The organism is Specibacter sp. NPDC078692 (assembly GCF_040686835.1).
GTDB lineage: Bacteria > Actinomycetota > Actinomycetes > Actinomycetales > Micrococcaceae > Specibacter.
The window spans coordinates 137,652-162,676 of sequence record NZ_JBFBLV010000001.1 but is presented as its reverse complement, the minus strand read 5'-3'; the positions used below and the strand labels follow the sequence as shown (position 1 = coordinate 162,676).

Sequence of the window (25,025 nt, the reverse complement as noted above, 5' to 3'; positions counted from 1 at the left end):
CCCGCAGGCTATCGCCTCCGGGTGGGATTACTTTGATGTTTCGGCGTACCCGGCACGCAGCGTGCCCATGCCCGGGGATGTTTCAATCTGGGAGCTGCCACGCGCACCAGCACCCGGGATCAGGTTCGAAGTACTGGGGGCCACGAACTTCGTTTTGAAGTCGTCCGCGTCCTTTTCCAACTCCTCGCGAGTTGAACCCACCAGGCGTTTCGCTGCCGCCAGATCAAGACCCTTGGCTTCCGCGATCTCGTATCGCAGAAGCATGGACGCTTGACTGGCGATCGTGACCGTCTGCTCTGTGGTCCCCGACTCGAGGGAGGCAAGCTTGGCGTCGCGCTTCTGCTCCTCCGTCAGCGTCGCGTCCTTAAGCTTCTGGTTCTCGGCAAGCAACGTGACGTTGGCAGCCTTGAGCGCTGCCGCTGTAGCGCGCTCAGCAACGAGGGCTTTCTTACCGCCCTCCCCCAGCTGCTCGTCACCATCAGCGCCACCAGCACCAGCCGCCGCACCTTCAGCACCTGCACCGTCACCAGCGCCTTCGCCACCAGCAGGAGCCCCGGCACCCGCACCTGCAGCGCCACCTGCCCCGGCCCCGCCGTCGTCCTGCATAACAGCGTTACCGAACAGTCGGCGGTTGAAAGCGAACAGCTGCTCGATGCCACCAGGTGACCGAAGATCGATCCCATGCGGACCGATCAAAGTTGACTTGCTCATGTGTTCCTCCATCGCGGAGTAGCTGCCCTCGGCATCGTGCGTCGGGCATGTTGTTGATGCTTCGCCCTACTGGACAAAGACTTGACCGCCAGTGGAAAGCCACCGACGGTAATTCTTCTCAACCTGAGCCGCTATCTGCGGAGTCAGCGGCCCACGCCCCTGCGGGTTCCGGCCGGCACGCACCGCGTCCCACGAGAGACGGGCATCGAATACCCGACGTTCCGCCGCAGTCATCGTTGCCCGCGTGCTCGGAATCCGCACTCCAGTCGCACGAGCGTCCTGAACAGCGGCCCGTGCCCCGGCATTCGCACCGCCACGGCCCATCGCTCCGAAGCCCTCACGCTGTCCCACAATGGAGCCCAGCGGGTCTTGACCGCCCGGGAGGATGTACCCGTACTTCTCCAAGTCCTTCAACGCCGCCGCTCGGTTGTCACCGTTGAGCGAGTAAATGGCGTCAGGAGTCAACCGGACAGACTTGCCGCCCGAATCGCTGTAGAAGTTACCGCGCTTAGACGTACCCTCAGTGGTCTTCATCCCCGCGGCGTTCATGCCGCGACGAGAGTTCACCACCTGGAACATGTCAGCACCATCATTGATGGCATCGGCCCCGGCTTGCGTGAAGTGCCTCGCCTGCTCCTCAGGAGCAAGGGACTTGAAGTACTCGTAAGGATCAGTGGTCAGATCACCGGCTTTGTCCTCGGCAGATGGGATATGAGTGCAATCGCATTTGGGGTGGCGCAGGAAACCTTGATTCCAACGGAACCACTTGCCCGCCAAGATCACACAGCGAGAGCACGACGGCGGGTTCAGCATCCGAACCCAGCCCACAGAAATGCGCGAGGTGATATCCACGCTGGCCGCGGCCCGCCCTGTGTCGGCAATCGTCGTCTGAACCATCCGATCTAGGCCCCGGCCACCCACTGCCAATGCCAACGACACGTCCATGCCAGCCGCCACAGCGTTCTTAGCAGCCACCACGGGGGAATACAGCAACCCCTCCAAGGAACGGCCGTCAGCGGCCACGCCAGCGAACTGCTGCGGATCAGTAAATCCATCCGGCAGCACGTAAGAACCTTGATCCGCGAGCGCATCCGCCACATACCCAGCACCCTCTGTTGCTGCCCTTAGCTGCAGGGCAGTGATCAGGGGTACTAGTCCAGCGAGTGCGTCCGCCCATGACGCGGAAATGTCAGTGGCCCTGACCTGTCCCCATGATCGCCGGCCGACGGCGAGCGCGAGGACTGAGAGTTGCCGCATCGTTGCATCATGAGCGACCATCGTCGCGGAGTACTCAGGCATTGATCGCCAGCTTGTCAGCCAATGCGTTTATCTCGGCGTCGGCGGCTGCCCGGTCAGCGTTGGAGTTCTTCACCCATTCGGCTACCCGAGGCGGTGTCGCGTTCGGGAGCATCGCCCACGAGTCGGCCCGCGACATTCCTGAGGTGACGAGCTTGCCGATACCATCCACGATCTGCGCGAAGCTCCGGATCTCCGGATCGGCCCAAATCACTTCGGCGGCGAGATCCCCGCCGCCTTCGCCCCTGGCGTTACCGGCAAGGTTCATGACCGTCTCCACTGATTCTCCAGCGGAGATTTGCAGATCCTGAATCAAGGACTGGAAGGTTGCCTCGGCGCCGGCCATGGCGTCTCCGGAGGTGTTCGCCATTTTGTTCAGCGCGTATTGCGGCGGGATCTGCCCTGTGGCAAACAGTGCTGTGATGAAGTGATCCAAGGACTTGATGTAGTTATCCAGGTTGGACTCATCAAGGTCATAGACCTTCGTCTGATCCCCAGGGAATACCAAGGCCCGGTCTACGCCAATACGTCCCGGCGAGCGTGTCAACGGGATTTGCTGCCCGTTGGAGTCAAGGAACGGGACGCCGTCCTTCATCTTCACCAGGGGGTTGCCCTTGCTGTCACGGACCACAGGGTCATAGCCGGTGAAGATACGCTGGCGGTACGCGCTAAATTGCATGGCCAGCAGCGTGTTGAAGCGGATGGTGTTGACCGCGTCCTGTTGTGGCATCAGCTCCGTGATGGCGCCACGCGGGTTCCCGTCTGCGTCTACGTTGAAATCAAAGGCTACAAACGGAATCTCCCCGAGTGAGTGGGTTTTCCCTTCGGCAATCTGCCACGCTCCCATGATCCCCGCGCGCTCAAACTTGATCCACTCTTCATCTGTGTAGACGTAGGCGACTTCGGTTGATTGACGAATCAGGCTGGCTGGGAGGATCAGCCCTGATTGCTGCGGCTGACTTGCCACAACCAGCTTCTTGACTGCGAATAATGGTGTGAACGGGTCCTCCGGATCAGGTTCAATCCACACGCGCTTTGCGTTCTCCGGACGAATCTTTGGCGACTTCGGCTTTTTGGTGTTGCCCGTTACCGACATCATGCCGCGGCCGTGAACGAACATCTGCTTGTACACAATGCCTTGGCGAGAGTCCAGCTTGTTAGGCTGCCACACCTCGTTCCACGTGACCAGGTCAGCTTCACCGCCACGACCAGTCTTGAATCCATCGGCCCGCATGCGCTGCACAGGGGCGCCCATGCACAACCCTAGGTAGTTCGCCAGAGCTTGCTCCCGCAGAGCCATGTACTCGGTACTGACACCTTCAGGGGCAAACGGTAGATCCTGCCTGCCCTCAAGGTAGTCCTGCCGGCGGTCCCAACCCACGCTCTGCTTGGCAATGCCAGCAAGCCCACGTTGCAAATAGTCGAATGCCGTTGCCTGATCAAGCACGCGACCACCACCTTCTGTGTTTAGTTGAATCCATAAACCGCTGTTGAAGTACCGGACGGGGCCACATACATTGCCGACCATCCGGCCGCCCTCGCATCAGCGGCAGCCTCATGAGTGATCACTGAAGTGACCGCCACATCGATCTTTTGTGTTGGTGACGGTTTGAAGATCAAGTACGTCTGACCAGATCGCTGAAACATCCTGGCGTTGGTCATGTGCAGCGCCGTGATGGGGCAGGCGTCATGCGTCAAGGCACCGGAGTGAAGGTCCACTAGGAACCGTTCCAGCGCCGCGTGCATCGGCTTAGGCCGGTACGTCTCCCACGGAATCACTACCTTCTCGCCGTGCTTCTCCGCCCACGTCTCAATCTCCGTCTTCCACAACGGTGGATCGCAGTACATGCGCTCCACCTCGTGCGTCTCGAAGATCTCCTCGACGGCGGCGTGAACCTCGCTGCGAGGGATTCGACCACCAGGCCATTCAGCCGGATCCCAAATCGTCGGGCGCTTATCCGTTCCGTAGGTAGGCGTGAACTGCCAGCCACCCACCGTCTCAGCACGGATTGCCGTGAAGTCGTCCTTATCGGAACCATCGAAGCCGAGACAGATCTTCACACTGCCTCCACTTCCACAGCCACCTCAGTGGACTCCCACAATTCAGGAGGCATCCACGAGCCTTTACCCTGCACGAGCTTGTTTCCGTAGAACCTGGCAGCTTCAGCTGGGTCCTTTTCCATGAGCTCGACAGCGTCAGCCTCAATGGAATCCAGATCCACCCACACCGAACCGTCGTAGACGAACTTGAGAATCTCGGCCCGCTGGGCTTTGTCCTCAAACTTCAGCTTCTTTGGCGGCTGCCGGAAGAACTTGAACACATCCGGAGCCAGAGACTCGAAAGTATTCTGCGCCGTCGAATCTTGGGAAGGGTCCCACGCATTCGTGGTCTCCAAGGAACGGCCACCCATTCCAGCCAAACCACGGCGCATGGTCTTCGCCACCGACTTGAGCTTGTTCGTCTTGGTATAAGTACCCGTCTCATCGTGGACAGCAAAGATGATCGGGTTACCCAGTCGAGCCAATGCCGACGAGGTCACCTTCTCGATCTTGCCTTCATCCCCAATGCGGATGAACTCCTCGCCCACCTTCATCTGCTCCTGCAGCGGGCCACCCTTGATCATCGCCTGCAGCGGCCTGTAGACGTTATCGACCTGGTCCTCGGATGTGGCCACCAACTGGATCAGCGGAGTCGGCCACGGCATGCCCATCGGCTCGCCCGGCTCATACTCATACACCCAGCCGCACCCACAACCCCAGTCGCTGCACGTGTAGGTCTCACCGCCCCGCGCCCAACCTGCAAACACTGCAGGGCCCACAGCCTCGTTGCAGGTCAGCCCCGCAGCGTATGGACCCTTGCCCGTCTTCTGCGGCGCCACCACCTGCGAGCGCCTGTTGTAGAACGCAGGACCAAGGATGGGCCGGTCAGGTCGCCACAAAGCTGTGGGCTTGACGCGGTAATGGTTGAGTGTGCACCAGAGCTGCCAGTCGGCCTGTACAAAAGGCCGGCCTTTGTGGAAGCCATCAGGGATGATGCAGTGCTGCTCCTGCCAGTCGGCAGCGAGGAATCCAAGGGTTGGGAAGTCGACAACGTACTGATCATCCCCCGACGCCACTACGCACCACATGGAACCTGTCACGGGATGAGGGCACCTTCGCGGCTACCTTCGCCGCCTGACGCTTCTCTCCTAGCTCGTCCGCCACAATCTTCCAGCGATTGCGAAGCATCGACGGCGGGGTGAGCCCGAGGCGGTCAGACCAGAACCTGGCTTCCTGGGCGGCCTTCATATTGCCAGTCTCCCCGCCCACCATCATCCGGACGTACATGGCCACGTCGTGCTTCCACATCAAGCGGTCCCACTGTGTTGCCTGCGGCGTCTTCCAAATCTGCCGCCAGATCGCCAGCTCCCGGTCATCGATCCTCCGGGCCGCCGCCACGTCTTGCTCATCGGCTGGCTTGGACTTCTCCATCTCCCGCCACTTGGACAGCGGCCACGCCGGGGCATTGCCCTTGCGTCCCTCTGCCGGCAGCTTCGTCCAAGACTCTTTATCCGCCGGACGCTCGCGCCGAAACGCTGTCGGGTCCGGCGTCGGTCCCGGGTTTACCCTCGATCCACCACGGGTCATTGGTAACCTCATTCCCGCCGCATCGCGCGACGATTAGACCAGGCATCGCGCCACGGTCGAAGAAATCAAAACCCAGCCTGACGGCGATCCTCCCACTGGGGAGTCCGCGCGTCAGGGTGCAACTCCGGCGGATGCCGGTCCTCCCCACGTTCCACCAACGCATCGAGCGTGGACTCACGTTCGGGAGGATCAACGGCCGGCGCATGCTGCTGCCGGCGGCGACGGTTCAGCCGTACACGAAACAGAAACTCAAGCTCCACAACTTCCTCCATGCCACACCATCGCGGCGCTCCACGGGGCTCGTTTGAACCTGACAATCCGCACCGGTTACCGCCTTTGAACCTGACAGGCCAATCGTTGAACCTGACAACAAGGCCCAAAAGTTACCTGAACCTGACAAACTTCCTAAAGCCCTCTCCGGCGGTCATTTGGATTGCGTTCGGAAGGGGGTCACCCCCCACCCTTGCGGTCAGGAAAAGCGCCGGATTCCGCTGGATTTAGGGGTTTCATGAGCCTTTTTGCCTGCTGCTTCGCGGTTGCATCGCACATGCTCAGGGCCTGAATGGGCCAACCGATCGTCGGTGTGACCAAGGTCGAACGGCTGACCAGGCTCGAAGTCACCACCACAGCGGGCACATTGGAAATGGTGGATACCAATCCGCTTTATCCGTGCACGCTCTGCATCATGAGCCGCGTCGTAACCCCGAGCTTGCCGAGAACCTCGACGCTGCCCAGCTTCGACGCGATGAATGGTGCACAGCTTCTGATCAGTGATCTCCGGGCAACCCGGAATGCGACAGACTCTCACACCGGACTCACCACCTCGGACATAGCAAAGGCCCCGACGGTAATCCGTCAGGGCCTTCACTGAATGTATTTGGGGACAACTATCCCGAGCACACTCATTCTATACAGAGTCAGCCGGGATTAACAACCAGCTCACTAAGCACAGGGTTCACATGTTCAGCCAGTGCGTGCATGTCGAAGCCAGCCCAACGCTGCTCGCATCCAGCACACGATGCAACGGCACCACCACCAGCAGACCAAGCCGCGGTCAACGCCGGGACCCTGACCATCTCACCGTCCTTCTCTACCCAGACGAACCGGGCATCGCACTCGGGACACGTGCCTGCCAACTCCTTGCGGTGCACCGGATCGAACAGAGACTCTATGGAACGTATCCAACCACGCATGGTCTTCACAGCCTCATCCACTCCGCCAGCAATCAGGTGTGCCCGGGCTGCCCAGAACTGGACCCGCAACTCCACCGGCAACTGCTGCGTCTGTGGCCTTGGCTTCTGACCAGGCACCGGCTTCCCGGTCTCTCTCGTCACTGACTTGAAGATCCACCACTGCCGGGTAGCTTCCTCATCGATCTCTTCCAGCAAGTCGTGAGCGTCCAGAGACATGGGCGCCGCTGAACCACCGTCGCCACCACCACTCCCGCCACCGTTCTTCGCCTCCAAGCTCGGCCGCAACGCCACACGCAGCTGACCAATCAACGGAGCCTGGTGTACGAACTTGCCTACCTCTCCCCCGTCCGGCCCCACAACCACGATGCGATGTGCCGTCACCCGAGTCAACGTGTTCACAGCCTCCCTCAATTCCAGACTGCCATTCACTTCACGCACCAAGCTTCCCCCTCAACTCATCCAGAATCCGGCCATCCAAATCAGACGGCCGCCACACATCGACATCAGCGCCAGCAGCCCTGAGCGTCTTCTCTACTGCGAGCTGCTCCACGGACTGCTTGCCCTTCATCGTCTTCAACTCCCTGAACAACTGCCCATGCCCCGGATGCCACAAGTGCAGATCCGGGTAGCCAGGCTGAGACCGCCGGCTGTCATGGGTGTGATAGATCGACCAGCCCAACGAACGGGCCAGCCGCTCCACATGAACCTGGAACACTTTCTCGCTCATCAACCCGAACTGCTGCAGCCGATACTCAGCCGCCGGCAACGGGCGAACATCATGGCGACCAGACACGTCGCACATCCGTTCTGAACCCCATCGACTCGGCGAGGGTGTTCCAGTTCCGGTCCCCTTCCTCGGGGCTGACAATCTCGGCAGCCAGCTGGGCGGCCTGCCGACGGCGCATCAACGTCATCTCGTGATGCATCCTTACCTCGTCCCACGGACCCGACACCTGCGTCTCTGCCCGATCCTCGACATGGGACTTCTCGCACGGGATCAACAGCTGAACCGTTTCGACCACGCGCCGGGACAGGACGAACTGCTGCCGCTGATGCCAGGACATGGATGCGTACTGCTGGACGGTAGGGACCCACAGCGGAGCCGCCGGCCGAATTGAGATCTTGGAATCATTCATCAGGGAGCTCACTTCCTTCTCCGTGGTCTCTTACGTCTGGTGGATGGTTGAGGATTGGCTGCAGGCTTGGGCGGTCTCTTGAGATGAGCGGCAGGGTCAGGATGGGCGGGGAGCTGTGCTCCCAACCCAGCCCTGCCCAGCCCAACCTGACCTGACCCGTCCCGACCCGACCCGGCATATCCAGATCTGCCAGACTCCTCATCACTGATTAACCTGTGATCCGTTTTGATTTCTGATTTGATTTCTGGGTCCGGCTGTTGCTCCGTTGTTCCCAGGTTCTCGACTGCGTGATCCGGGGTGCTGGCTACTGAGTCGCTGGAGAGGCCGGGTGTTGCTTCCGTTGCCTCGTCCTCAACCGGAGCTGCCACAATGGGCTGCTCGACGGTGGGAGGTTCCTCAGTTGCCTGCTGGCCGTTGACCGGTGCAGGAGATACAGATTCGGTGGGTATTCGTGTGTAGGTCGGTTTGGTCGGTGTGCCGCACTTCTCGGTCAGCCACGCTGCGGTGGTCGGTCCTATGTGCGGCTCAGTCGGTACGGGCAGGGTCTTCCATATGCTGTTCGGGTCGTTCTTGCGTTTGGAGTTGCATTGACCGCAGCAGACCACCATCGTGGCCACCGTGCCCGGCTCACCAGGCACAACGTGATCTATGCTTCCCCAGCGCACAGACTTCCTATCAGCACCCCAGCCGACCACTCGGCCGCAGTACCTGCAGGCGTCCCCGTCACGGAGCCGCACAGGGCCAGTCTTGGCGAGGTCGCGGTTGTCTGCCTGGCGCTGCTGGGTCCAGTCCTTGTCAGCCTTCAGGATCATGTGGAAGAGGTCTTCCTCTTCCACGAGCTTGAAGGCTTTGCGCTTCTCACCTTCCACGGTGATCATGACCTCGGTGAAGTAGCCACAGAATATGGCGGCCGCCGCCAGAGCCTCGAACCTGCTGAAGCTGCCAGCCATGGCCACGGCCGTACCTTTGGTCACTATGTAGTCCTGGTCATGGGCCGCGGACTGTGTAGCGCATCGGTTTACCCAGCCGTACACCTCGTTGAGTATTCGGTCATCAGCTTCTTCCATCTCCAACGCACGCAACGTGATCGGGTGGTTGGCCGAGACATCAGACTGTTTGAGCCAAGACACCGGATGAGACCTGCTTTCATTATTGAGACCTAAATTTCGTAGTGCGTTCCCTGCCCCGCCAGCCCCCGGCCGACGGCGGACCTTGCCCCAGCCGCTGCTTGGCCGCGAGCGCCCGAGCCCTTGGCTCGGTGGGCAGTGGGAGTGTGACGATGCCGGCGGCTACCAGTGGTTTTATGAAGTCTTGGAATGCGTCCGAACCAAAGATGTTGCGGAGTGCCTGCATTTGCCACTCATCGAGGAGGACTGGCAAATGCAGATTGGGCTTGACCGGCAGTGGGATTCGGCCTTCGAGTACTTCAAGGAAGAGCTGGTTGGTCATGGCTTGACCTCCTGGTTGGCAATCTCAAGCAGCACGTCCGCGTGGCACGGCTGGTCAAGGGGGCACCAGCACATGAGATCCTTGCCCGCGAGCGCTGAACGGATCTCATGTGCTGATGGGGCGAGGCCGTTGTCGACGTAGTCGCGGTATCGGCTTGCTGCGCTTGCTCTGGCTCCTTCCAGGCTGGTGTGCTGGCCGACGAATCCGACGTCATCACGCTCAAGATCGAAGGGGCCACTGCGATGCATCGGGACGATGTGACAGGGATTGCCCCACTTGCTGCCGCGGCCGACGTACATGGCACCGGCTGGTGCCCGCCAGCCCTGCGTGCGCTTACGCTGAATCCGCTGCGGGGCCGTCACAGGGTTACCTCATCAGGGAGGAACAGCGAACCGTCCTCGGTAAGTTCGACGGCGTGAATCCCGTCCGGGATGTCACTGACGCCAAGCCGTATGAACGCCCGAGTCACCGGGCAGTCCAGCAGATCAGGTCGGCACTCGGCCGGGTGCTGCAGCGTCCAGCTGAAGCCTGCAATCTCCACACGGTGCCCGGGCTGCCGGAGCGGGTCCACCGCATCAGCAGCGGCAATGGCGGCGGCGGCGTGACCTTGGTAGTACTCGCGGTCCATGCGCCCAAGGTCGCGGCCACTCATGGCCTGGACTGCAGCTGCGATCCTAGGGTCCGCCTGCTGCTTGGCGTGGCAGCTGCACTGGCACTCTGTGATGTGGTCGTGGGCTTCGTCCCATGCATCGCCGCGGCATTTGTGGTGGTTCGCATCCCGGCAGTCCGGGCCGATGGACGATAGGGACGACGGGGGTGGGCCGAAACCTGCGTCAGTGATTGCCTGGGCGATGTGTCCGTTCCAGTCACGGGTCATGGGCATTCCGGTCCAGCCGCAGGAACAGTTGAACGCCACGCCTCTGTTGGGGACCGGCTTGTGTGCTTCGAGTACTTCTTCAATGGTGATCATGAGCTGGCTCCTTCCAAGGCTGCGAGCGCTTCGGTGAGTTGGTTTGCGGGGTAGTGGACGTCTCGGGCTTTGGAGCCGTCGGCGGGGCCTACGATGCCGGCTGTTTCGAGGCGGTCCATGATTTGGCCTGCTTTGGCGTATCCGATGCGGAGTTTGCGCTGCAGCATGGACAGGGAGCCGAATTGGGTGGTGATGATGAGTTCGACGGCTTGGGCCTGGAGTACTTTGTCTCCGCCGATTTCTGCGATGGCTTGTGCCAGGGCGTCGAGGACGTCTGTTTCGATGGTGGCTTCGGTGTCGCCGCTGACTACGGTCATGGTTGTTTTGCCTTGGCGGCGGGCGCGGGCTTCGTCTTGGTATTCGTGGCCTCGGGCGAGGTTGTGAAGGCGGTCGTACCAGCCATCGCGCCATTGTTTGGCTTGGCTGGCTTCTTCTGTGTCGTCGCCTATGTCTCTTGGCATGAGGAGGCCGATGAAGGACTCTCCGCATGAGACTAGGAGTGCTGATCGGGCCCCGGTTGGTTCGATGATGAGGGCGTCGCCGTAGACCTTGGTTGCAGTGACGAATAGGCCCAGGAGCATGCCAGCTGCTGCGAGTCGTGGTGCTGTCTTGCGTTCGCCGATGATGGTTTGGCGGATTAGGCGCGGGATGTTGGGGAAGGGTGCGTCGATCTTGATACGGGGGATGGCGTATTTCTTGCCAGGGAACAGGCCGGATATGTCGGTGAAGATGAGTTCCTCTTCTTTGACTTCGATCCGGAGCGCGTCGCCGATGTCACCGTTTGGGTTGGCTTTGCCCTTGAAGAGCAAGAGGACTTCTTTGATCAGAGCCGGGGTGAGGTCGAATTGATCGTCTTCGTAGGAGCCAGTGAGTCCGTCTGCTTCAAAGATGTTGGCAATGGCACAGCCCACGCTGTGCCGGTTCGTCGCTGAGACGTAAAGCATGTTGGGTGTGACCGCGAAGTGAACGCGGTGGATCGATACGATCTCCGCTTCCTTTTCCGCATGAGGCGTGACGGCCTGCAGAGCGGCACGGAAGTCGCTGGTCTCGACGTCGATGGTCATAGTCATAACGTGTCCTTCCTTAGTCGCTGCAGCGGCACTCGGCCGTGAGTGGGTTGATAGGTCCGTTGCAGGATTCGCAGCGGATGGGTGATGTGGGGCGGTCGCGCTTGAGCATGCTGATGTCTGGGTTGTCGGTGCTCATGCTGTGGCCTCGATGCCTACGCCGCGGAGGTGGATCTGCCCGGCTGGGTGCGCCCTAGCCCGGGCCGCATAGACCTGCCGCTTTCCGTCCATCAGCGCGCCCAGGCGGGTGGTGTGGGTCAGTGGCCGCGGGTCCACACGGACCAGGTCCGGTCCGAACCAGACCTGCATCAGCCATTTGCCATCCGGCTGCATTCGGACCCCGGCCCTCGGGTAAGCGAGATCTCTGGCGATTGCGGTCCTAGTGCTGATCGAGAACGGTGCCGCAGCGTGCCGCAGCGGTGCGGGCATCTGGGCCAGTAGCTCCTTGTGCTTGGCGCCCGGGCTCACTGCGCTACCTCGACGTCGTCGTCATTGGCGATCTCTTCGGCTCGGTCAGCGCAGTCGCCGCACTTGCCGTCGTAGCCTTCGCCGTCGTCCAAGTCGCCTTGGCACTGGGAGCACAGGTCTCCCAAGCAGTCAGTGCAGAGCTTGCCTTCGCGCTGGTCGCTGTCCAGCGGCTCGTCGCACTCCTGGCAGGAGCCGTTCACTAGGTCTTCTTGCTGCTTCATGAAGCCGCGCTCTAGGTCGCTCCACTGGTAGCCATATACCTCAGATAGGCGGTCACGCCAGCCCATGCCATAGTCGCTGCCCCACCGGGACGGGCCCCACCCGGCGAGGGACTCCACCAAGCGCTGCTCATCCGTTTTCTGAATGACGTCATCCAGCATGAGTAACTGCTCAAGCGTCCACTTAGCGAATGCTGCTTCTACCTCTTCCGGGCTCGACTTCGACGGGACCCCCGCCCAGTCCCACGCCTTGGCAATCACGACGCGTCGGGCGACCGCCGCCATTGTGAGCGTCCATGCCAGCCCTGCCGGGGGTGTCTTGATCAGAGCCTTCAAAGCTTCCTCACGGACTTGACCCGCCAGCACCAGCTCCGCCTTCAGGTCCTCCGCAGCCTTCTCCGCAGCGGCCTGCGCCTGGCGCTCCTCCGGGGTCTTCTCCGGTTCCTCAGATTCGACCACCAGCTCAAACCAAGTGGCCTGCCCCGTCTCCGTCTCATTGATGACGGCCACGTGCCCTGCCGCCACATGCTCCTCCGTAGACAAACCATCTTGAGCCCACCTGTGCTCCCCGACCTCATCCCTGCTGGCCGCAATCGTGGCTCCGGCGACTGTCAGTTCTCGCTTCGTCTTCGGCGCCTGCTTCTGCGCCTGACGGAGATTGCGCCAGCGACGCAACGTCGTAGCCCAGCTCCACGTATTCCACGCCTGCAGCAGCTCGTCCTGCGCCTCGACGTCACCATTGAACTCCGCCAGAATCAGGGCATCCTCAAGGGTCATCTGCCCGTCATTGATCTTCGTGTGCATCTTCCCCGGCGCACTAGACAGCTTCTTTGATGTCCGCACCTGGTCCTGAGTGACGCCCATGCCCTTGGCTAGGTCAGCAATCGTGCGCCCGCCCAAGTCCAGCTCGTTCGCAACGTACTGGGCACGCTCCATCACCGTGTTACCCACGCGGTGCTTGTTCTCCTGGTACTGCATATCCCGCTGCTGCTGCTCCGAGAGATCCATATGCAAGTCCACGGATATCTTCTTGAGCCCAGCCACCTGCGCGGCGGCATGACGGCGGTGTCCTGTGACGATCCTGTACTTCGTCTTCGCCGTCGGGTGCGGGATCACCACGGGCGGGTGGATCAATCCAACGGCCTTGATGCCGGCCACCAGATCGTCAAACGCAGCATCCCGGGCTATCTCCTTGCGGATGTTATTCGGATGCGCCTCAAGCTTTGCAACGGAGACCTCAATCAACTCACTCATTACTTTTCCTCTATCTCTATGTCGTTTAGTGCCTGCAGCCCCGCAGCTGCTTGCAGCAGGGAATTCTCAAAACTGGAGTACTTCGCAGCGGTGATCGCATCGCCGCTGTCACGGGCCCCGGCCGTCAAAGCAGCCACGTCCTCCGCCAGACGCAAGGCCCTGGCAAAGTGGTCTTCCTCGTCGTCCCGAATGATGACCTCCGCAAGAGGGTCATCCTCGGCCGATAGTCGCTCGGCTCTCAGCGCCGCAGCGCTGTCCTCGTCGCCTTCCGCGTTCTGGTCCAGCAGCCAGCACTCGACCACGTGCACGACCTTGAGAGCGGCCATGTAGTGAGCGGACTTCACCGGCGCTGTGTCAGCCAGCAGCGTGGCCACAGGAACATCGGACCAGGCAGCCGCGACCTCCCACGCCAGCTCACTCGTACCCTTCGGGATCTCCACGACCCGCTTGAAGCCAGGAGCAGCGAGGCCCGTCATCGCTTGTCCATCTCTCGGACGAAGCCCAAGAGCCCGACCACAGTGCACGCCAAGCCAATGACGTCGAGCCCATTGAATACGTCGATCATCGAGCCGCCGGCCAACCCGATCACAGCGCCAAAAACCAGCAGCGGTGCGTAAAGGAATGCCTGACGACGGCGAGCAGCTACACGCTCGGACGGGCGCACAATGGCGGCCATCAGAACATCACCCCTTTAGAAAGGGACGGGCGCCGAGGATCAATCAGCTCGAAGTTATAGCGGTGCTCACCATTGACCAGGATCTGATTGGCAGCAGTGTCAATCTCGACCCTCTGGCCCGGGCAAATCGGCCGCATATACAGAGCCAGCTGATTCTTCATCTCCGCAGTGGTGCGGAAATCCAACTGGCAATAAGGAACAATCGCCTTCGCTGACCTCGGCGCATGGACCACCGCCTGCTTCTTCGTCCGGTAACTACTCACTGGACATCCACCAAAGGCAGCGAGAAGGACTCTTCATACCGGCGCTCAGCCTTGCCGATCTGATCCGCCAAGTGAGAGACAGCGGCCTCCAACTTGCCAGCCAACACATGAGCGGAGTCCCAATGCGGGGCAGCGTTGCCCTGGCGATCAGCAGCATGCAAGCTCGAACTGATCCGGGCCAAGTCCTCGAGCAACAAGGTGACACGAGACTTGAGTGCGGAGCGGTGCTTCGACACCTTGCGCCGCGTCATTTCCAGATGGGTAAGAGGCGTGTTCGCCTCGTTGTAATCAGCCGCGTCAAAGAACATGCCGTCCGGTATCTCTACCTCGACAGCTGCGGACTGTGTGCCAGCGGGCGCGCTGGGCTTAGGGGAACCACTCATGAGACCATTCCTTTTGGATTGAGTTATGAACTGCTAGATCTGCGTGCGCCTCCCCAGGAGGCGTCATCGCTTATCGCCGCGCCGAAGCGCTGACGTTCCCTGCTATGCCGTCCTGGCATCGATGTAGGCCTGAAGATCATCGGCGCGAACGCGGAGCTTCTTCCGGCCATTAGTACCGATGTCCACCACACGGAGTGAGTGGTCCTTCTGCCGGGCGTAGATGTAGTCATCCGAGACGCCGAGGCGGCCGGCGGCTTCCACAGCTGTGTACAGGCGGACAGTCTCTTCCGTCCTGTGAGCTGACTTGGGCGCCATTGTTATGATTGACATTGAACTTCTTCCTAACTCTTGAGGTTCTTGAGAATTACGAACCGGCCGCCTGTTACAGCAGTTGGCCGGTTTTTTCATGAGCAACACCGTCAGTCCGCGAGCGCGGGACCACCATGGCGGCGTAACCAGCCGGTGAAGGCTGTCTGCCGGTGATTGCCTGCGAGCGCTGTGATGGATTCAGTGAGTGCTTCGTGGGACGGAGTTGGCCACATGCCGAGCATCGTTCTAGCCGGGCTGGTCGGACTGGTGTCGCTGGCCACCCATTGGAAAGGAACCAGGGTTCCGGTGAGGCTCGGGTTGCTCCGCCGGAATAGGACGTTGGGTGGCAGGCCCTTGGTGATGGTTACTGCGCCGCGGTCGATCGCTTCCTGCAGGGTGACTGTACGGTCACCGCTGAAGGGCATAGGCATCCCGCGGAGCTCTGCAAGAACGGCATCATCCACGGTGAAGTTGGAGGCGATGTCGGCATGGGCGTAGACCTCCTTCTCGAAGACGGCGTACTTCTCGGCCTTGGTTGCCTCGGCCGCTGCCTCGAGGATCGCTTGGCATGTCTCCGGGGTGTGCCCGTTGACCAGGGCAAGCATCTCTGTCTGCTTCGGGTCGTCGATCGCAGCGAGGCCGGGAGTGACTGGCCACGAGTAAAACGTGCCGCAGTCGTGGCACTCGAAGTGAGCGTCGAACAACTCATTGGTCTCGGCGTCAATGCCGCCGGTCCCCCGGCTGAACTCCGGCACCCACACACGCTGCGTGTCTACCTCCTGCGTGCACAGCGACTTCTCATCTACCTCAACCCAAGGACTCATCACGCCACCTTCTTCCGTACTGATGACGCATGCGGAGCGTGAGCCGTTCCGCCGCGTACAGAATTGTGTTCCACTCTGGTCAAAAAAAGATCCTCGACTCCGACGCCCAGGAACTTTGCTATTCGCAGAGCTGGCTCCGGCTCCAGAGTCTTCACGTCACCCGCAACCAAGCGGTTCATATAGCTGTGCGATTTCCATCCAGCAATCTTGGCGAGACTGCGATTGGAAACACCCTGGACAATCATGAGCCGCTGCAGCATCTTTCGGTCTCTGAGTTCCATCCAGAGATCTCCAATCACTAGTAGGCCGTTGTTGGTAGAAATCACTGTATCCCTTTCCGTTCCGTTGTGTCCAGTTTATTGTTACACAACTCTGCGCCTAGTGTCCACTCATTTAATCCAACAGAGTCGGGAACCGCGCCAATCCGGGCGCAATCCATACGGAACTTGTATTCTTTTAGTGTCCACCTGCTGACTCTTGGCGGTGTCCGCATCATTTTGCCCTTGCCCAGCCATCCGAAAGACTGACGCTGTGAACGCAACACATCCACTAGGAGAGCTGATCCAGTCAGCGCAGGACAAGAATGGTTGGTCCACCCGAGACTTGCAGCGACGCGCTGAGAGTCTTGGGCTAGACATGAAGCATTCGAACTTCTCGCGACTGAAGAATCAGGAGCTCGTCTCAATCAAGGGCACGGTAATCCACGCCCTTGCTGACGTGCTCCAGGTACCTGTACACCGAGTCGCCCAAGCAGCTATGGCTAGCATGGGCGTGGAAGTGCCGGTGACTCAACCTGCTCTAGAGGATGTTGTCCGCGACTCACAGGAGTTCAGTGCACGCGACCGGCAGATCATCCAAGGTCTCGTGGACACGATTCGAACTCTTGACGCGACGACGCAAGAGGAGGTGGTGGGCAATGGAAGAAACCATCCCACCCATATGAACCAGGCAGGGGAAAGCCCTGCCAGCCCCAAGGCGAAGAAAGTCCCATACGTGGATCCACACGCCCACCCAGACGCAGACTCAGCAGGCAACGTCCCACTGCCGGCTAACTACTACGAGCTTGCCGCCAACACCGCGAGGAACTACGGCGCCGAAGAAGAACTCAGGGCCAGCGCCCGCGGTGAAGAAACTCAAGACAGCGGCCACGACGACTAGCCCTGGCCACAATGTCAGTGGTCCCATCTAAGGTCAGATGAATGTTCGATCCTTGGGGGGCGCTTCGGCGGCTGACGCACATCCACATCAGCTTCATCCGCATGCCGGACGGCGTCCCCGGGCGCACTGACGGGCTCCGTGTCATCTGGCTCGACAAGAGACTTCAGCAGGACGAGAGACGCTGTGCCCTGGCGCACGAGCTCGTCCACATGGAGCGTGGCCATGACGGTTGTCAGAGCCCAGGCATTGAGTATCAAGTCTGTGTGGAAACCGCGCGCCGGCTAATCCTCATCGAGGATCTCTGCAGCTCTGCAGCATGGGCACGCAGCCACCAGGAACATGCCGAGGATCTTTGGGTTACTCCTGAAGTCCTCACTCACAGGCTGACATCACTCACCCCCAACGAGACGGCACAGCTGTCTCTCGTTGAGCACCAAAACCGATAGCCCTCCGGGGCTTCCGAGAAGCGAGACACCGTGGCCAAGACCAACAGCAAGGGCGAAGGCGTCAAGCCCTACCAAATCAAAGACGGCCGCTGGCGAGCAGAAATCACCGTCGGCTGGACCGCGGACGGCAAACGCAACCGGAAGACAATCTACGCAGCAACCCGCGCCGAGTGCGCCACCAAGCTACGCGCCGCCCTCGGCGCCAAGGACACCGGCATCCTCGTCACCGGCAAGGTCCCCACCCTAATCGAATGGATGGAGTACTGGTTGGACAACGTGGCCAGCGTCAAGGTCATCCCCCGCACCCTCGTGGGGTACCGCACCTACGTCCGCAAGTGGGTAGCCGATACCAACGTGGCCCGCGTCCGCCTGGACAAACTCAGCGCCGAACACATCGAGGCCATCCACATCAATGCTCGGGCAGGCGGACTGGCAGAAACGTCCGTCACGCAGCTGCACCGCATCGTCTCCCGCGCCCTCACCATCGCAGAAAGACGCGGCAAGATCGGCATCAACCCAGCCCGTCGCCTAGACGCCCCTGTGCCGAACGAATTTACGCCGGACATCCTGACCATCGACGACGCCCGCCGACTCATCAGAGCTGCAACCAAGGACCCGCATGGAGCCCGCTGGATCGTCGCCCTGTCCCTAGGTCTGCGGCAAGGCGAACGTCTCGGCATTGGCTGGGATCAAATCGACCTCAATGCCAAAGACATCCGAGTCACCCGCGAACTCTACAGACTGCCCTGGGAACACGGATGCCCCACAGTGAACAACAAACCCAGCTGCGAGCGCCGGGCGCATTGGTGTCCGGAGAAGGTCAACGGCGGGCTGTTCATCAAGCTGCCCAAGTCAGAGGCCGGCAAACGGCACCTGCCTCTCCCCTCTCCACTGGTGGACGCATTCACCCAGCTAAAGAAGAGGCAGGACCTTGAGCGCCTGCAGGCAGGCCTAGGAGAGACCACCTGGACATCCGCCAACGGCGAGCGCGTAGACCTGGTGTTCAGCCAGACCAACGGCCGCCCTACCGATTCCCGGAAGGACTGGGGTGACTGGCAAGCTTTCCTGAAGTCGGCTGGCGTCCCCGCCGTACGAGTCCACGACGCCCGGCACACAGCCGCCACACTCCTGTTGCTCATGGGAGTTGACGGGCGCATCGTCATGGAGATGATGGGGTGGTCCCAGTCCTCCATGCTCAAGCGCTACCAGCACGTCTTGGATGAGATGAAGCGGGACGCCAGCAACAAGGTGACTGAAGCGCTCTGGACGGCACCCACGGAGGACGCCCAGGTGGTTGACCTGGCTGCACGACGGGCCGCGCGCGCCCGTCAAACTCGGTAACGACCACCAAAACGACCACCAAAACTAAAAAAGCCGCAGGCCAGATCCCCTCGAAAGGGTCTCTGACCTGCGGCTTTACATGTAGGGCCACTCGGACTTGAACCGAGGACCTTAGGATTATGAGTCCCGCGCTCTAACCAGCTGAGCTATGGCCCCATGCAAGGTGCCTCGCCCGTTGACCATCTGGTCCAAGGGAAAAGCACTCTTACGATCTTAGAGGATGAGAAGCTAAACCGCGTGATCCTCGTAAGTTCCGCCACGATAAATGTCTTCGAAGGTGTCCAGCGTCTTGGTGAGCCCGTGGCGGGCCACCATCGAGTGGCTCGCCGCACCCATGGCTGCCCGGTCTTCCGGTGACAGCCGCATGATGGTGGTGATCTTTTCTTTCAGGTCATCACTGTCGTTCGGCGTGAACAAGTAGCCGTTGACGCCGTCGTCCACTAGGTGCGGCAGTGCCATGGCGTTGGCCAAGACCACCGGCGTGGAGGCGCTCATGGCTTCCAGCGTCACGAGCGACTGTAGTTCTGCGGTCCCGGGCATGACGAAGAGATCGGCTTTGAGGTAAACCTCTCGCAATTCTTCGTCGCTGATCAGTCCTGTAAAGGTGACCCGCGAAGACAGTCCCAGCCTTTCGGTCTGAGCCTTGAGCGCGTTCTTGACTTCGCCGCCACCCACAACCACGAGGTGCAGGTTCAGATCGGCAGGTGTCTTGGCCAAGGCATCGATGAGCACGTCGATGTGTTTTTCCTCAGCCAGGCGACCGACGAAGGCGATGGTCGGGTAGGGGTTGCGGGGAATGGTTTCGCCCTCGGCCAATTCATAGTTGCCCGATTCAATACCATTGGACAATGGCAGCACCTTACGCAGGAACGCGTGCTCATGCATGGCTTTGGCGGCCAGCGGCGTCGGAGTTGTGACAACATCGGCACGGCTCATGACCTTGCCCATGTCCCGCCAGGAAACCCTGCCAACAATGTTCTTGAACCACTGCGGGAACGGTAGGAACGGATTGAGGTTTTCCGGCATGAAGTGATTGGTGGCAACAATTCGGATGCCGCGTCGGGCAGCTTCGTACACAACGTGCTCACCGATCATGTAGTGACTCTGGACATGCACCACATCAGGCTTGATCACATCAAAGAGTGCTTTGATGTCTCGCTTGATTTCCCAGGGAAGGCTAATCCGGAAGTACTCATGGGTGGGAACAGACCGAGAGCGGAGCCTGTGCACAGTAGCCTCGGCACGCTGTTCGGTAAACATGGGGCCACTGTCGGCGCGGCATGCCATCACATGCACATTATGGCCTCTGGCCTTCATCCCTGTCGCTAGGCGGAAACAGAACTGTGCTGCCCCGTTGATGTGGGGCGGATAGGTATCTGCCGCAATCAAAATGGTAAGCGGTTTTTGGGCGCTTTCACTCGGGGTTGATGACACGGATAAAACTCCTGGTGGATTCTTCACTGGCCAGCGGGCCGGCTCAATTATTTACGTTGCTATTTCTTTGCAGCTCGACGCCGCTTCACCACATCCGGATGATGTCTGGACAACGCGATAACCCCAACGATAGCAAGGATCGCCGCCCCAGCCATGGCAATCGCCAGCACGGCGGGTACATCGTCATGAAGCTCACCCAAAATGGCAATTCCGATGGCAATTCCCACGATGGGGTCAATGACCGTCAACCCGGCAATCACCAAATCAGGTGGTCCGCTGGCGTACGCGCTCTGCACGAACCAGCTGCCCAATCCCCCAGCGGCGGCGATGGCGATCACCGAATACCACTGCACGTTGAGAAGGTACAGTCCGTTGGGATCGAAGATCTGCTTGGAGATGATACGTGTCAAGACGGCGACAAATCCGAAGAGCATGCCGGAGCCAACAATGTAGAAAAATGATTTCAGGCGCCGCTTGAACAGGATGAAGGCGCCACCGAAAATGGTGACAACCACAGCTAGCAACATCACCACAGTCAGTTCTTCAGTGGTCGTGACGTGGGTATTCTCCTTGACCGCATTGACGGCCAGAAGCACGAACAGGGCGCTCCCGGCAACACAGGCGGTGATAGAAACCACCGTGGCCCGGTTGAGTCGGATCCCTTCATCGCGCGAATTCACAATGGTGGTAATCACTAGAGCTATCGCACCGATCGGCTGCACCACCGTCAAGGTCCCCAGCGTCAGGGCCACAACGTTCAAGGCTGTGCCAATACCCAGCAGCGTCAGACCCAATACCCAGCGGGGGTTGGTCAGCAGGCGCACAAAACCGGACCCGCCCAGTGCGAGCCCGCCCGTGTTGTTTTTCACTGCGCTACCCTGGCGTTGCGCGCCAAACGCGAGGAAGAAAGCACCCGCCACGGCGCACAAGACGGCAACCCACATCATGGGCGGCCCTCAACAGAGCCATCACTGCCAGAACCGTCTGAACCATCTGAACCATCAGAACCGTCCGAGCCAACCGAGCCAGCGGGCAGATGCAGTGCCCGGTGTTTGGCGAAAACTGCCACCATGTACTGGCTGAAGGCAATCACGTGCATGACCATTCCGGAGGCAAGGATCACCCAAGCCATCACAAACGTGAAATCGGAGTCCAAGGCTTTGGCCAGCAGCAGCATGGGCGTACCCACCATGAGCGCAGCCGTGCGTGTCTTCCCCAACATGGTGACCTTGAGGTCCGCGTCTCCGCGGAAGAAGTACAGCGTTGCCGCCAGCAGAACGACGTCGGGAATCACCAAGAGCAATAGCAGCCACAATGGCAGAATCTTAGCCAGCACCAAGGTGATGGTGACGGCCACGAGGGCGACCCTGTCGGCCAGCGGATCCATGATCCGGCCCAGCTGCGAGGTCTGGTTGAGTTTGCGGGCAACAAAGCCATCAATCCAGTCGGTGCAACCCATCATGGCCAGCACAAAGACTCCCCAGCCATATTCCTGCCTGGCCAAGACCAACCAGACAAACAAGGGAGTGCCAAGGAACCTGACTACTGTGATGATGTTGGGGATGGTGACAATGGCGTTGGAGGTGTCAATATGCGTTGTTGAGCTGTCGGCCATGTCGCTCACCTCCCCCGGAACAAGCACCCCGGGCTGCTTGCGCAGCACCGAATCTGCCTCTCCCGTGAATCGCCATACTATGGGCGCGGATTATTTCTTCAACAACTTTCGCAGCAGCAACCCACAAATAGTGGCAGAGACGGCAAAGACAGCCAAGGGCTTCCACCGCTCTTTCGCCGTTTCGACTACCTGGCCGGCCGCACCGGCGGCGGCCTGATTGATGGTCTCCCGCGCACGATTCTTGGCGGTATCCACCAAGTATGTGGCCTGCTTCTTCACATCGGCCTCGGAGACGAGTTCTTCACGCAGTCCCAAGAGGTGTTCGCGTCGGGCGGCAGTGCGGGCCACGAGCTCGTTCTCGCTGGCCTTGGGCCCGTGTTCGGCTTCCTTGGCAGCGCGTTCAGCCTTCTCCTTGGCTGCAGCTGCGTCAGCTTCTGCGGCGGCGGCCTTCTTCTCTTCCTTGCTCAGCTCAGCCGGGTCCAAAGTAGCCGGGTCAAACTCGCGGCCTTCCTTGATGATGCCGATATCGTGACGAATTCCATGCCAAGCCTGCTTGGGGAGCAACGGCAGTAGCGACTTGAACTTCAGGTAGCCAATGAGTGCACTGATACCGAGAACCACCAGTAGGGCTCCGCAGACGATCAGCGCTGAGAGCCACAGCGGCACCACGGTAGCCAGGCCAGCGATGGCGGCCACCACGAGGGCAATAACCAGCAACACCGTGAACACCAGAGCCAGTGCGGCAAAGACTGCCACACCCCCCACCTTGGCCTTCTTGTGTTCCAACTCCAGCTTGGCCAAAGCAATTTCATCGTTTATTTGCCGCGGCAGCAGCCGGGAAGCCGTCTTCGCTGCTTCAATCAGGGCAGAACCGTGGTCCTTTGAGTTTTCGTCCGCCGCGATATGCAGATCCTTATCCACAACCGTCACTGAGTCCGCCTCCATCGTGTGTGTTCGTGTCGAAGGGTAAAGACCGTCACGAACCCGAAATCTTTGTAGCGCCTCCTCCGCGGTGGCACTACCGTAATGACAAAATTACCATCCATCACCCCAGCAGCGGGCGCCCACCTGCCGCGGCAACGTTACGGATTGGAAAAGCTCTCGATTTTCCTGCCGCCCAGGTGGCCGAATCTGCCCCGAGTGGACGACAGTTGCACCGTTTCACAAGCGCATAACATAATTCAGGGGGTGGCACTTTCTCACCGCTCTCCCACCCAACGCGCACACCACATTTTTGAGGATTCTCTACTTGACCAGCACTGTTCACCCCGGCGACTCCCTGTCACGCAGGCAAAAACTAATCTATATTCTCGTGCTGGGGCTACTGACCGCTCTTGGCCCGTTCACCATTGATCTCTATCTCCCCGCATTTCCCATCATCGGCGAGGAGTTCGGAGTCAGCGCCACCGCCGTCCAGCTGACCCTGACCGCAACGACGATCGGCTTTGCAGCTGGCCAGCTGGTCGTGGGCCCTTTCAGCGACAAATTCGGACGCCGGATGCCGTTGATCCTGGCCACAGCGTTGCATGTCGGTGCGTCTGTTGGCGCGGCCATGTCCACCGACATCACCATGTTGGGCGTTTTCCGTGTCCTCCAGGGCATCGGCGCCGCCGGTGGCGGTGTTGTGGCAATGGCCATGGTCCGCGACCTCTTCGGCGGCTACCAGCTGGTACGCATGCTCTCCCGCATGGCCCTGGTCAACGGCATGGCCCCGATCTTGGCTCCCGTGGTTGGTTCCCAGCTCTTGGGCATCATGGACTGGCCGGGCATCTTCTGGTTCTTGGCCGCGTACGGCGCGCTCGTGGTTGTGGCAGCCTCCGTCTTCATCATTGAGACCCTGCCACCTGAAAGGCGGAAGTCCGACGGCGTGACTGTCGCCGACCGCTACAAGGCCGTGTTCAGCGACAGAATCTTTGTCGGCACACTCTTTGTGGGCGGGTTTAATTTCGCTGCACTGTTCACCTATCTGTCTGCCTCAACGTTCCTTTTCCAAAACACCTTCGGTTTCACCCCGCAACAATATGGCTACCTCTTCGCGGTGAACTCAGTTGGAGTGGTGCTTGGTGTCCAAATCGCATCCAGGATCATGCGCCACACAGGCCCCCAGTGGGTCATTGCGTGGGCCACGGTGGCTCAAGTTGCGGCGGCTTTAGCCATGATTATTGGCGACCAGCTCGGTCTTGGTCTGTGGGGCGTCATTGTTCCCCTGTGGTTCTTCATATGCGCCACCGGGTTCATGTTCCCCTCAGTCCAGGTCATGGGTCTGGCGCGCAATAGCAAGCAAGCTGGCACGGCCGCGTCGCTTTTGGGCGCCGTAACCTTTGGTTTCGCCGGCCTGATCACTCCGGTCGTGGGTTTCATCGGCGTCGCCACCGCCACCCCCATGGCGATCATCATGGGCGGCTCCATCTTGCTGGCGATGACCGCGCTCTGGGTGATTGTGCGTCCGCGAATGGTCCCGGCGATCTAGTCCCACGAAAAGAACCGCAGTCCCTGCTGGGGCGAGGACTGCGGTTCTTTTTTGCCGTGCCGGCCATGGCGTGGCGAACACCACATAAGAGCACGGCACCCGGAAGAGAACGCCACCCGGATTCGAAAACGCAGATAATGCGATGAAAATCGTGAATTTGTCGCGTCTTCTGCAGTCTCGACCAGGTTCGGCGCATCATCTGCAGTTTCGACGCAGAAGCCCCTGAAACGAGCCACTGAAACGCCGGGGCTGTACACACATTTTGGCCGCTAACCCGCTAACCCCGCTCGAGTCGCCACATACGGCCCGTTTAATCGCATTTTCGGGGCCAGATATGGCGACTCGAAGATGGCGATCGGAAGAAGGTGTTAGGGGTTAGCGCTAGCGGCTAATAAAAAATCCCCGCACTCACATGGAGTACGGGGATTTTTTGTGAATTGCTCCCCCACCTGGACTTGAACCAGGAACCTTTCGATTAACAGTCGAACGCTCTGCCAATTGAGCTATAGGGGAATGCGGCAAGTAAATCTTAGCAGTAACTCACAGTTGAAATCAAATTAGATCAAAACCGATCATTTCCGCACACTCAACACAATAATTGTCTCCGGCCCACAGATAGGACCGGAGACAATTTTGTCTTGGCTCCCCCACCTGGACTTGAACCAGGAACCTTTCGATTAACAGTCGAACGCTCTGCCAATTGAGCTATAGGGGATC

At 60.1% G+C, this 25,025-nt stretch carries 32 protein-coding genes, 3 tRNA genes and 1 pseudogene; 5 read left to right on the top strand and 31 right to left on the bottom strand.

Features of this window, described 5'->3' with window-relative positions:
* Positions 1 to 27: 27 nt before the first annotated feature.
* From AB0O97_RS00735 to AB0O97_RS00705, 7 genes are all read right to left on the bottom strand, one after another.
* Positions 28 to 711 (bottom strand): hypothetical protein, encoded by a 684-nt coding sequence (locus tag AB0O97_RS00735; RefSeq protein ID WP_363878858.1) that lies wholly within the window; start codon positions 709 to 711, stop codon positions 28 to 30.
* Positions 712 to 777: 66 nt separating this feature from the next.
* Entirely contained in the window at positions 778 to 1,968 is a 1,191-nt protein-coding gene (locus AB0O97_RS00730; protein ID WP_363878855.1) for a hypothetical protein, read from the bottom strand.
* A gap of 34 nt (positions 1,969 to 2,002) precedes the next feature.
* On the bottom strand, positions 2,003 to 3,454 hold the full coding sequence (locus AB0O97_RS00725; protein ID WP_363878852.1) for a phage portal protein: 1,452 nt from the start codon (positions 3,452 to 3,454) through the stop codon (positions 2,003 to 2,005).
* Positions 3,455 to 3,474: 20 nt separating this feature from the next.
* Positions 3,475 to 4,068 carry a terminase gene (locus AB0O97_RS00720; protein WP_363878849.1) on the bottom strand — a complete coding sequence of 198 codons (594 nt, stop codon included), beginning with the start codon at positions 4,066 to 4,068 and terminating at the stop codon, positions 3,475 to 3,477.
* Positions 4,065 to 5,147 (bottom strand): terminase, encoded by a 1,083-nt coding sequence (locus AB0O97_RS00715; RefSeq protein ID WP_363878846.1) that lies wholly within the window; start codon positions 5,145 to 5,147, stop codon positions 4,065 to 4,067. Before AB0O97_RS00715 ends, AB0O97_RS00720 begins: the two co-directional genes overlap by 4 nt.
* Entirely contained in the window at positions 5,107 to 5,634 is a 528-nt protein-coding gene (locus AB0O97_RS00710; protein WP_363878843.1) for a hypothetical protein, read from the bottom strand. Before AB0O97_RS00710 ends, AB0O97_RS00715 begins: the two co-directional genes overlap by 41 nt.
* 65 nt (positions 5,635 to 5,699) lie before the next feature.
* A complete protein-coding gene (locus tag AB0O97_RS00705) occupies positions 5,700 to 5,906 on the bottom strand; it encodes a hypothetical protein (protein WP_363878840.1) in 207 nt (68 codons plus the stop codon).
* A 290-nt stretch (positions 5,907 to 6,196) separates the two neighbouring features.
* On the opposite strand from AB0O97_RS00705, the gene AB0O97_RS00700 reads away from it, so the two are divergent.
* Positions 6,197 to 6,505 (top strand): hypothetical protein, encoded by a 309-nt coding sequence (locus AB0O97_RS00700; protein ID WP_363878838.1) that lies wholly within the window; start codon positions 6,197 to 6,199, stop codon positions 6,503 to 6,505.
* Positions 6,506 to 6,551: 46 nt separating this feature from the next.
* On the opposite strand, the gene AB0O97_RS00695 is transcribed toward AB0O97_RS00700, so the two are convergent.
* The 17 genes and pseudogenes from AB0O97_RS00695 to AB0O97_RS00615 all read right to left on the bottom strand — a co-directional run bounded on the left by AB0O97_RS00695 (position 6,552) and on the right by AB0O97_RS00615 (position 16,125).
* The gene (locus tag AB0O97_RS00695) at positions 6,552 to 7,226 is read right to left on the bottom strand and encodes a hypothetical protein (protein ID WP_363878836.1); all 675 of its coding nucleotides are present in this window, start codon (positions 7,224 to 7,226) and stop codon (positions 6,552 to 6,554) included.
* Positions 7,227 to 7,257: 31 nt separating this feature from the next.
* Positions 7,258 to 7,554: a VRR-NUC domain-containing protein gene (locus AB0O97_RS00690; protein WP_363878833.1), complete on the bottom strand. Its 297-nt coding sequence runs from the start codon at positions 7,552 to 7,554 to the stop codon at positions 7,258 to 7,260.
* A 49-nt stretch (positions 7,555 to 7,603) separates the two neighbouring features.
* Entirely contained in the window at positions 7,604 to 7,963 is a 360-nt protein-coding gene (locus AB0O97_RS00685) for a hypothetical protein (RefSeq protein WP_363878830.1), read from the bottom strand.
* An 8-nt stretch (positions 7,964 to 7,971) separates the two neighbouring features.
* Complete coding sequence (locus AB0O97_RS00680) at positions 7,972 to 9,093, bottom strand: hypothetical protein (protein WP_363878827.1); 1,122 nt, start codon at positions 9,091 to 9,093, stop codon at positions 7,972 to 7,974.
* 19 nt (positions 9,094 to 9,112) lie between these two features.
* The gene (locus AB0O97_RS00675) at positions 9,113 to 9,412 is read right to left on the bottom strand and encodes a hypothetical protein (RefSeq protein WP_363878824.1); all 300 of its coding nucleotides are present in this window, start codon (positions 9,410 to 9,412) and stop codon (positions 9,113 to 9,115) included.
* A complete protein-coding gene (locus AB0O97_RS00670; RefSeq protein WP_363878821.1) occupies positions 9,409 to 9,774 on the bottom strand; it encodes a DUF4326 domain-containing protein in 366 nt (121 codons plus the stop codon). Before AB0O97_RS00670 ends, AB0O97_RS00675 begins: the two co-directional genes overlap by 4 nt.
* Positions 9,771 to 10,382: a hypothetical protein gene (locus tag AB0O97_RS00665; RefSeq protein ID WP_363878818.1), complete on the bottom strand. Its 612-nt coding sequence runs from the start codon at positions 10,380 to 10,382 to the stop codon at positions 9,771 to 9,773. The genes AB0O97_RS00670 and AB0O97_RS00665 overlap by 4 nt, the downstream gene beginning before the upstream one ends.
* A 56-nt stretch (positions 10,383 to 10,438) precedes the next feature.
* Positions 10,439 to 10,594: pseudogene (locus tag AB0O97_RS00660) on the bottom strand (DNA translocase FtsK); the annotation flags it as partial.
* A 990-nt stretch (positions 10,595 to 11,584) separates the two neighbouring features.
* Positions 11,585 to 11,917 (bottom strand): hypothetical protein, encoded by a 333-nt coding sequence (locus tag AB0O97_RS00655; RefSeq protein WP_363878815.1) that lies wholly within the window; start codon positions 11,915 to 11,917, stop codon positions 11,585 to 11,587.
* The gene (locus tag AB0O97_RS00650) at positions 11,914 to 13,389 is read right to left on the bottom strand and encodes a ParB/RepB/Spo0J family partition protein (protein ID WP_363878812.1); all 1,476 of its coding nucleotides are present in this window, start codon (positions 13,387 to 13,389) and stop codon (positions 11,914 to 11,916) included. The genes AB0O97_RS00655 and AB0O97_RS00650 overlap by 4 nt, the downstream gene beginning before the upstream one ends.
* A complete protein-coding gene (locus tag AB0O97_RS00645; RefSeq protein WP_363878809.1) occupies positions 13,389 to 13,865 on the bottom strand; it encodes a hypothetical protein in 477 nt (158 codons plus the stop codon). Before AB0O97_RS00645 ends, AB0O97_RS00650 begins: the two co-directional genes overlap by 1 nt.
* Positions 13,862 to 14,065 carry a hypothetical protein gene (locus tag AB0O97_RS00640; RefSeq protein ID WP_363878806.1) on the bottom strand — a complete coding sequence of 68 codons (204 nt, stop codon included), beginning with the start codon at positions 14,063 to 14,065 and terminating at the stop codon, positions 13,862 to 13,864. The genes AB0O97_RS00645 and AB0O97_RS00640 overlap by 4 nt, the downstream gene beginning before the upstream one ends.
* The gene (locus AB0O97_RS00635; protein WP_363878803.1) at positions 14,065 to 14,328 is read right to left on the bottom strand and encodes a hypothetical protein; all 264 of its coding nucleotides are present in this window, start codon (positions 14,326 to 14,328) and stop codon (positions 14,065 to 14,067) included. Before AB0O97_RS00635 ends, AB0O97_RS00640 begins: the two co-directional genes overlap by 1 nt.
* Entirely contained in the window at positions 14,325 to 14,711 is a 387-nt protein-coding gene (locus AB0O97_RS00630; protein WP_363878800.1) for a hypothetical protein, read from the bottom strand. Before AB0O97_RS00630 ends, AB0O97_RS00635 begins: the two co-directional genes overlap by 4 nt.
* Before the next feature lie 102 nt (positions 14,712 to 14,813).
* Positions 14,814 to 15,041 (bottom strand): hypothetical protein, encoded by a 228-nt coding sequence (locus AB0O97_RS00625; RefSeq protein WP_363878797.1) that lies wholly within the window; start codon positions 15,039 to 15,041, stop codon positions 14,814 to 14,816.
* An 89-nt stretch (positions 15,042 to 15,130) separates the two neighbouring features.
* On the bottom strand, positions 15,131 to 15,844 hold the full coding sequence (locus AB0O97_RS00620) for a hypothetical protein (protein ID WP_363878794.1): 714 nt from the start codon (positions 15,842 to 15,844) through the stop codon (positions 15,131 to 15,133).
* Positions 15,844 to 16,125, bottom strand: coding sequence for a helix-turn-helix transcriptional regulator (locus AB0O97_RS00615; protein WP_363878791.1), 282 nt, complete (start codon positions 16,123 to 16,125; stop codon positions 15,844 to 15,846). The genes AB0O97_RS00620 and AB0O97_RS00615 overlap by 1 nt, the downstream gene beginning before the upstream one ends.
* Before the next feature lie 250 nt (positions 16,126 to 16,375).
* Here AB0O97_RS00615 and AB0O97_RS00610 point away from each other — a divergent pair, with 250 nt between their 5' ends.
* The 3 genes from AB0O97_RS00610 to AB0O97_RS00600 are packed head-to-tail and all read left to right on the top strand — an operon-like array spanning position 16,376 to position 18,789.
* A complete protein-coding gene (locus AB0O97_RS00610; RefSeq protein WP_363878788.1) occupies positions 16,376 to 17,002 on the top strand; it encodes a helix-turn-helix transcriptional regulator in 627 nt (208 codons plus the stop codon).
* Positions 17,003 to 17,043: 41 nt separating this feature from the next.
* On the top strand, positions 17,044 to 17,448 hold the full coding sequence (locus tag AB0O97_RS00605; RefSeq protein ID WP_363878785.1) for an ImmA/IrrE family metallo-endopeptidase: 405 nt from the start codon (positions 17,044 to 17,046) through the stop codon (positions 17,446 to 17,448).
* Positions 17,449 to 17,478: 30 nt separating this feature from the next.
* The gene (locus tag AB0O97_RS00600; RefSeq protein ID WP_363878782.1) at positions 17,479 to 18,789 is read left to right on the top strand and encodes a site-specific integrase; all 1,311 of its coding nucleotides are present in this window, start codon (positions 17,479 to 17,481) and stop codon (positions 18,787 to 18,789) included.
* Between the two features lie 82 nt (positions 18,790 to 18,871).
* Here the strand turns inward: AB0O97_RS00600 and AB0O97_RS00595 are convergent.
* The 5 genes from AB0O97_RS00595 to AB0O97_RS00575 all read right to left on the bottom strand — a co-directional run bounded on the left by AB0O97_RS00595 (position 18,872) and on the right by AB0O97_RS00575 (position 22,768).
* A tRNA-Ile gene (locus AB0O97_RS00595) sits at positions 18,872 to 18,945 on the bottom strand.
* Between the two features lie 72 nt (positions 18,946 to 19,017).
* Positions 19,018 to 20,223, bottom strand: coding sequence for a glycosyltransferase (locus tag AB0O97_RS00590; RefSeq protein ID WP_363836585.1), 1,206 nt, complete (start codon positions 20,221 to 20,223; stop codon positions 19,018 to 19,020).
* 59 nt (positions 20,224 to 20,282) lie between these two features.
* Positions 20,283 to 21,170 (bottom strand): DMT family transporter, encoded by an 888-nt coding sequence (locus tag AB0O97_RS00585; RefSeq protein ID WP_363836586.1) that lies wholly within the window; start codon positions 21,168 to 21,170, stop codon positions 20,283 to 20,285.
* Complete coding sequence (locus AB0O97_RS00580; protein ID WP_363878779.1) at positions 21,167 to 21,838, bottom strand: CDP-alcohol phosphatidyltransferase family protein; 672 nt, start codon at positions 21,836 to 21,838, stop codon at positions 21,167 to 21,169. The genes AB0O97_RS00585 and AB0O97_RS00580 overlap by 4 nt, the downstream gene beginning before the upstream one ends.
* Before the next feature lie 90 nt (positions 21,839 to 21,928).
* Positions 21,929 to 22,768, bottom strand: a complete 840-nt coding sequence (locus tag AB0O97_RS00575) for a phage holin family protein (protein ID WP_363878776.1) — start codon at positions 22,766 to 22,768, stop codon at positions 21,929 to 21,931.
* A 319-nt stretch (positions 22,769 to 23,087) separates the two neighbouring features.
* Between AB0O97_RS00575 and AB0O97_RS00570 the strand changes: the two genes are divergently transcribed.
* Positions 23,088 to 24,308 carry a multidrug effflux MFS transporter gene (locus AB0O97_RS00570; RefSeq protein WP_363836591.1) on the top strand — a complete coding sequence of 407 codons (1,221 nt, stop codon included), beginning with the start codon at positions 23,088 to 23,090 and terminating at the stop codon, positions 24,306 to 24,308.
* 440 nt (positions 24,309 to 24,748) lie between these two features.
* On the opposite strand, the gene AB0O97_RS00565 is transcribed toward AB0O97_RS00570, so the two are convergent.
* Positions 24,749 to 24,821, bottom strand: a tRNA-Asn gene (locus AB0O97_RS00565).
* Between the two features lie 126 nt (positions 24,822 to 24,947).
* Positions 24,948 to 25,023: transfer RNA gene (locus AB0O97_RS00560), tRNA-Asn, on the bottom strand.
* Positions 25,024 to 25,025 lie beyond the last annotated feature (2 nt).

Coding starts and splice junctions, on each gene's coding strand:
- AB0O97_RS00710 (WP_363878843.1), bottom strand. CDS start 5,634: ATGACCCGTGGTGGATCGAGGGTAAACCCGGGACCGACGCCGGACCCG.
- AB0O97_RS00580 (WP_363878779.1), bottom strand. CDS start 21,838: ATGGCCGACAGCTCAACAACGCATATTGACACCTCCAACGCCATTGTC.
- AB0O97_RS00645 (WP_363878809.1), bottom strand. CDS start 13,865: ATGACGGGCCTCGCTGCTCCTGGCTTCAAGCGGGTCGTGGAGATCCCG.
- AB0O97_RS00700 (WP_363878838.1), top strand. CDS start 6,197: ATGGGCCAACCGATCGTCGGTGTGACCAAGGTCGAACGGCTGACCAGG.
- AB0O97_RS00625 (WP_363878797.1), bottom strand. CDS start 15,041: ATGTCAATCATAACAATGGCGCCCAAGTCAGCTCACAGGACGGAAGAG.
- AB0O97_RS00675 (WP_363878824.1), bottom strand. CDS start 9,412: ATGACCAACCAGCTCTTCCTTGAAGTACTCGAAGGCCGAATCCCACTG.
- AB0O97_RS00620 (WP_363878794.1), bottom strand. CDS start 15,844: ATGAGTCCTTGGGTTGAGGTAGATGAGAAGTCGCTGTGCACGCAGGAG.
- AB0O97_RS00690 (WP_363878833.1), bottom strand. CDS start 7,554: ATGAGCGAGAAAGTGTTCCAGGTTCATGTGGAGCGGCTGGCCCGTTCG.
- AB0O97_RS00640 (WP_363878806.1), bottom strand. CDS start 14,065: ATGGCCGCCATTGTGCGCCCGTCCGAGCGTGTAGCTGCTCGCCGTCGT.
- AB0O97_RS00615 (WP_363878791.1), bottom strand. CDS start 16,125: ATGGAACTCAGAGACCGAAAGATGCTGCAGCGGCTCATGATTGTCCAG.
- AB0O97_RS00630 (WP_363878800.1), bottom strand. CDS start 14,711: ATGAGTGGTTCCCCTAAGCCCAGCGCGCCCGCTGGCACACAGTCCGCA.
- AB0O97_RS00685 (WP_363878830.1), bottom strand. CDS start 7,963: ATGAATGATTCCAAGATCTCAATTCGGCCGGCGGCTCCGCTGTGGGTC.
- AB0O97_RS00605 (WP_363878785.1), top strand. CDS start 17,044: ATGTTCGATCCTTGGGGGGCGCTTCGGCGGCTGACGCACATCCACATC.
- AB0O97_RS00665 (WP_363878818.1), bottom strand. CDS start 10,382: ATGATCACCATTGAAGAAGTACTCGAAGCACACAAGCCGGTCCCCAAC.
- AB0O97_RS00735 (WP_363878858.1), bottom strand. CDS start 711: ATGAGCAAGTCAACTTTGATCGGTCCGCATGGGATCGATCTTCGGTCA.
- AB0O97_RS00650 (WP_363878812.1), bottom strand. CDS start 13,389: ATGAGTGAGTTGATTGAGGTCTCCGTTGCAAAGCTTGAGGCGCATCCG.
- AB0O97_RS00585 (WP_363836586.1), bottom strand. CDS start 21,170: ATGATGTGGGTTGCCGTCTTGTGCGCCGTGGCGGGTGCTTTCTTCCTC.
- AB0O97_RS00730 (WP_363878855.1), bottom strand. CDS start 1,968: ATGCGGCAACTCTCAGTCCTCGCGCTCGCCGTCGGCCGGCGATCATGG.
- AB0O97_RS00705 (WP_363878840.1), bottom strand. CDS start 5,906: ATGGAGGAAGTTGTGGAGCTTGAGTTTCTGTTTCGTGTACGGCTGAAC.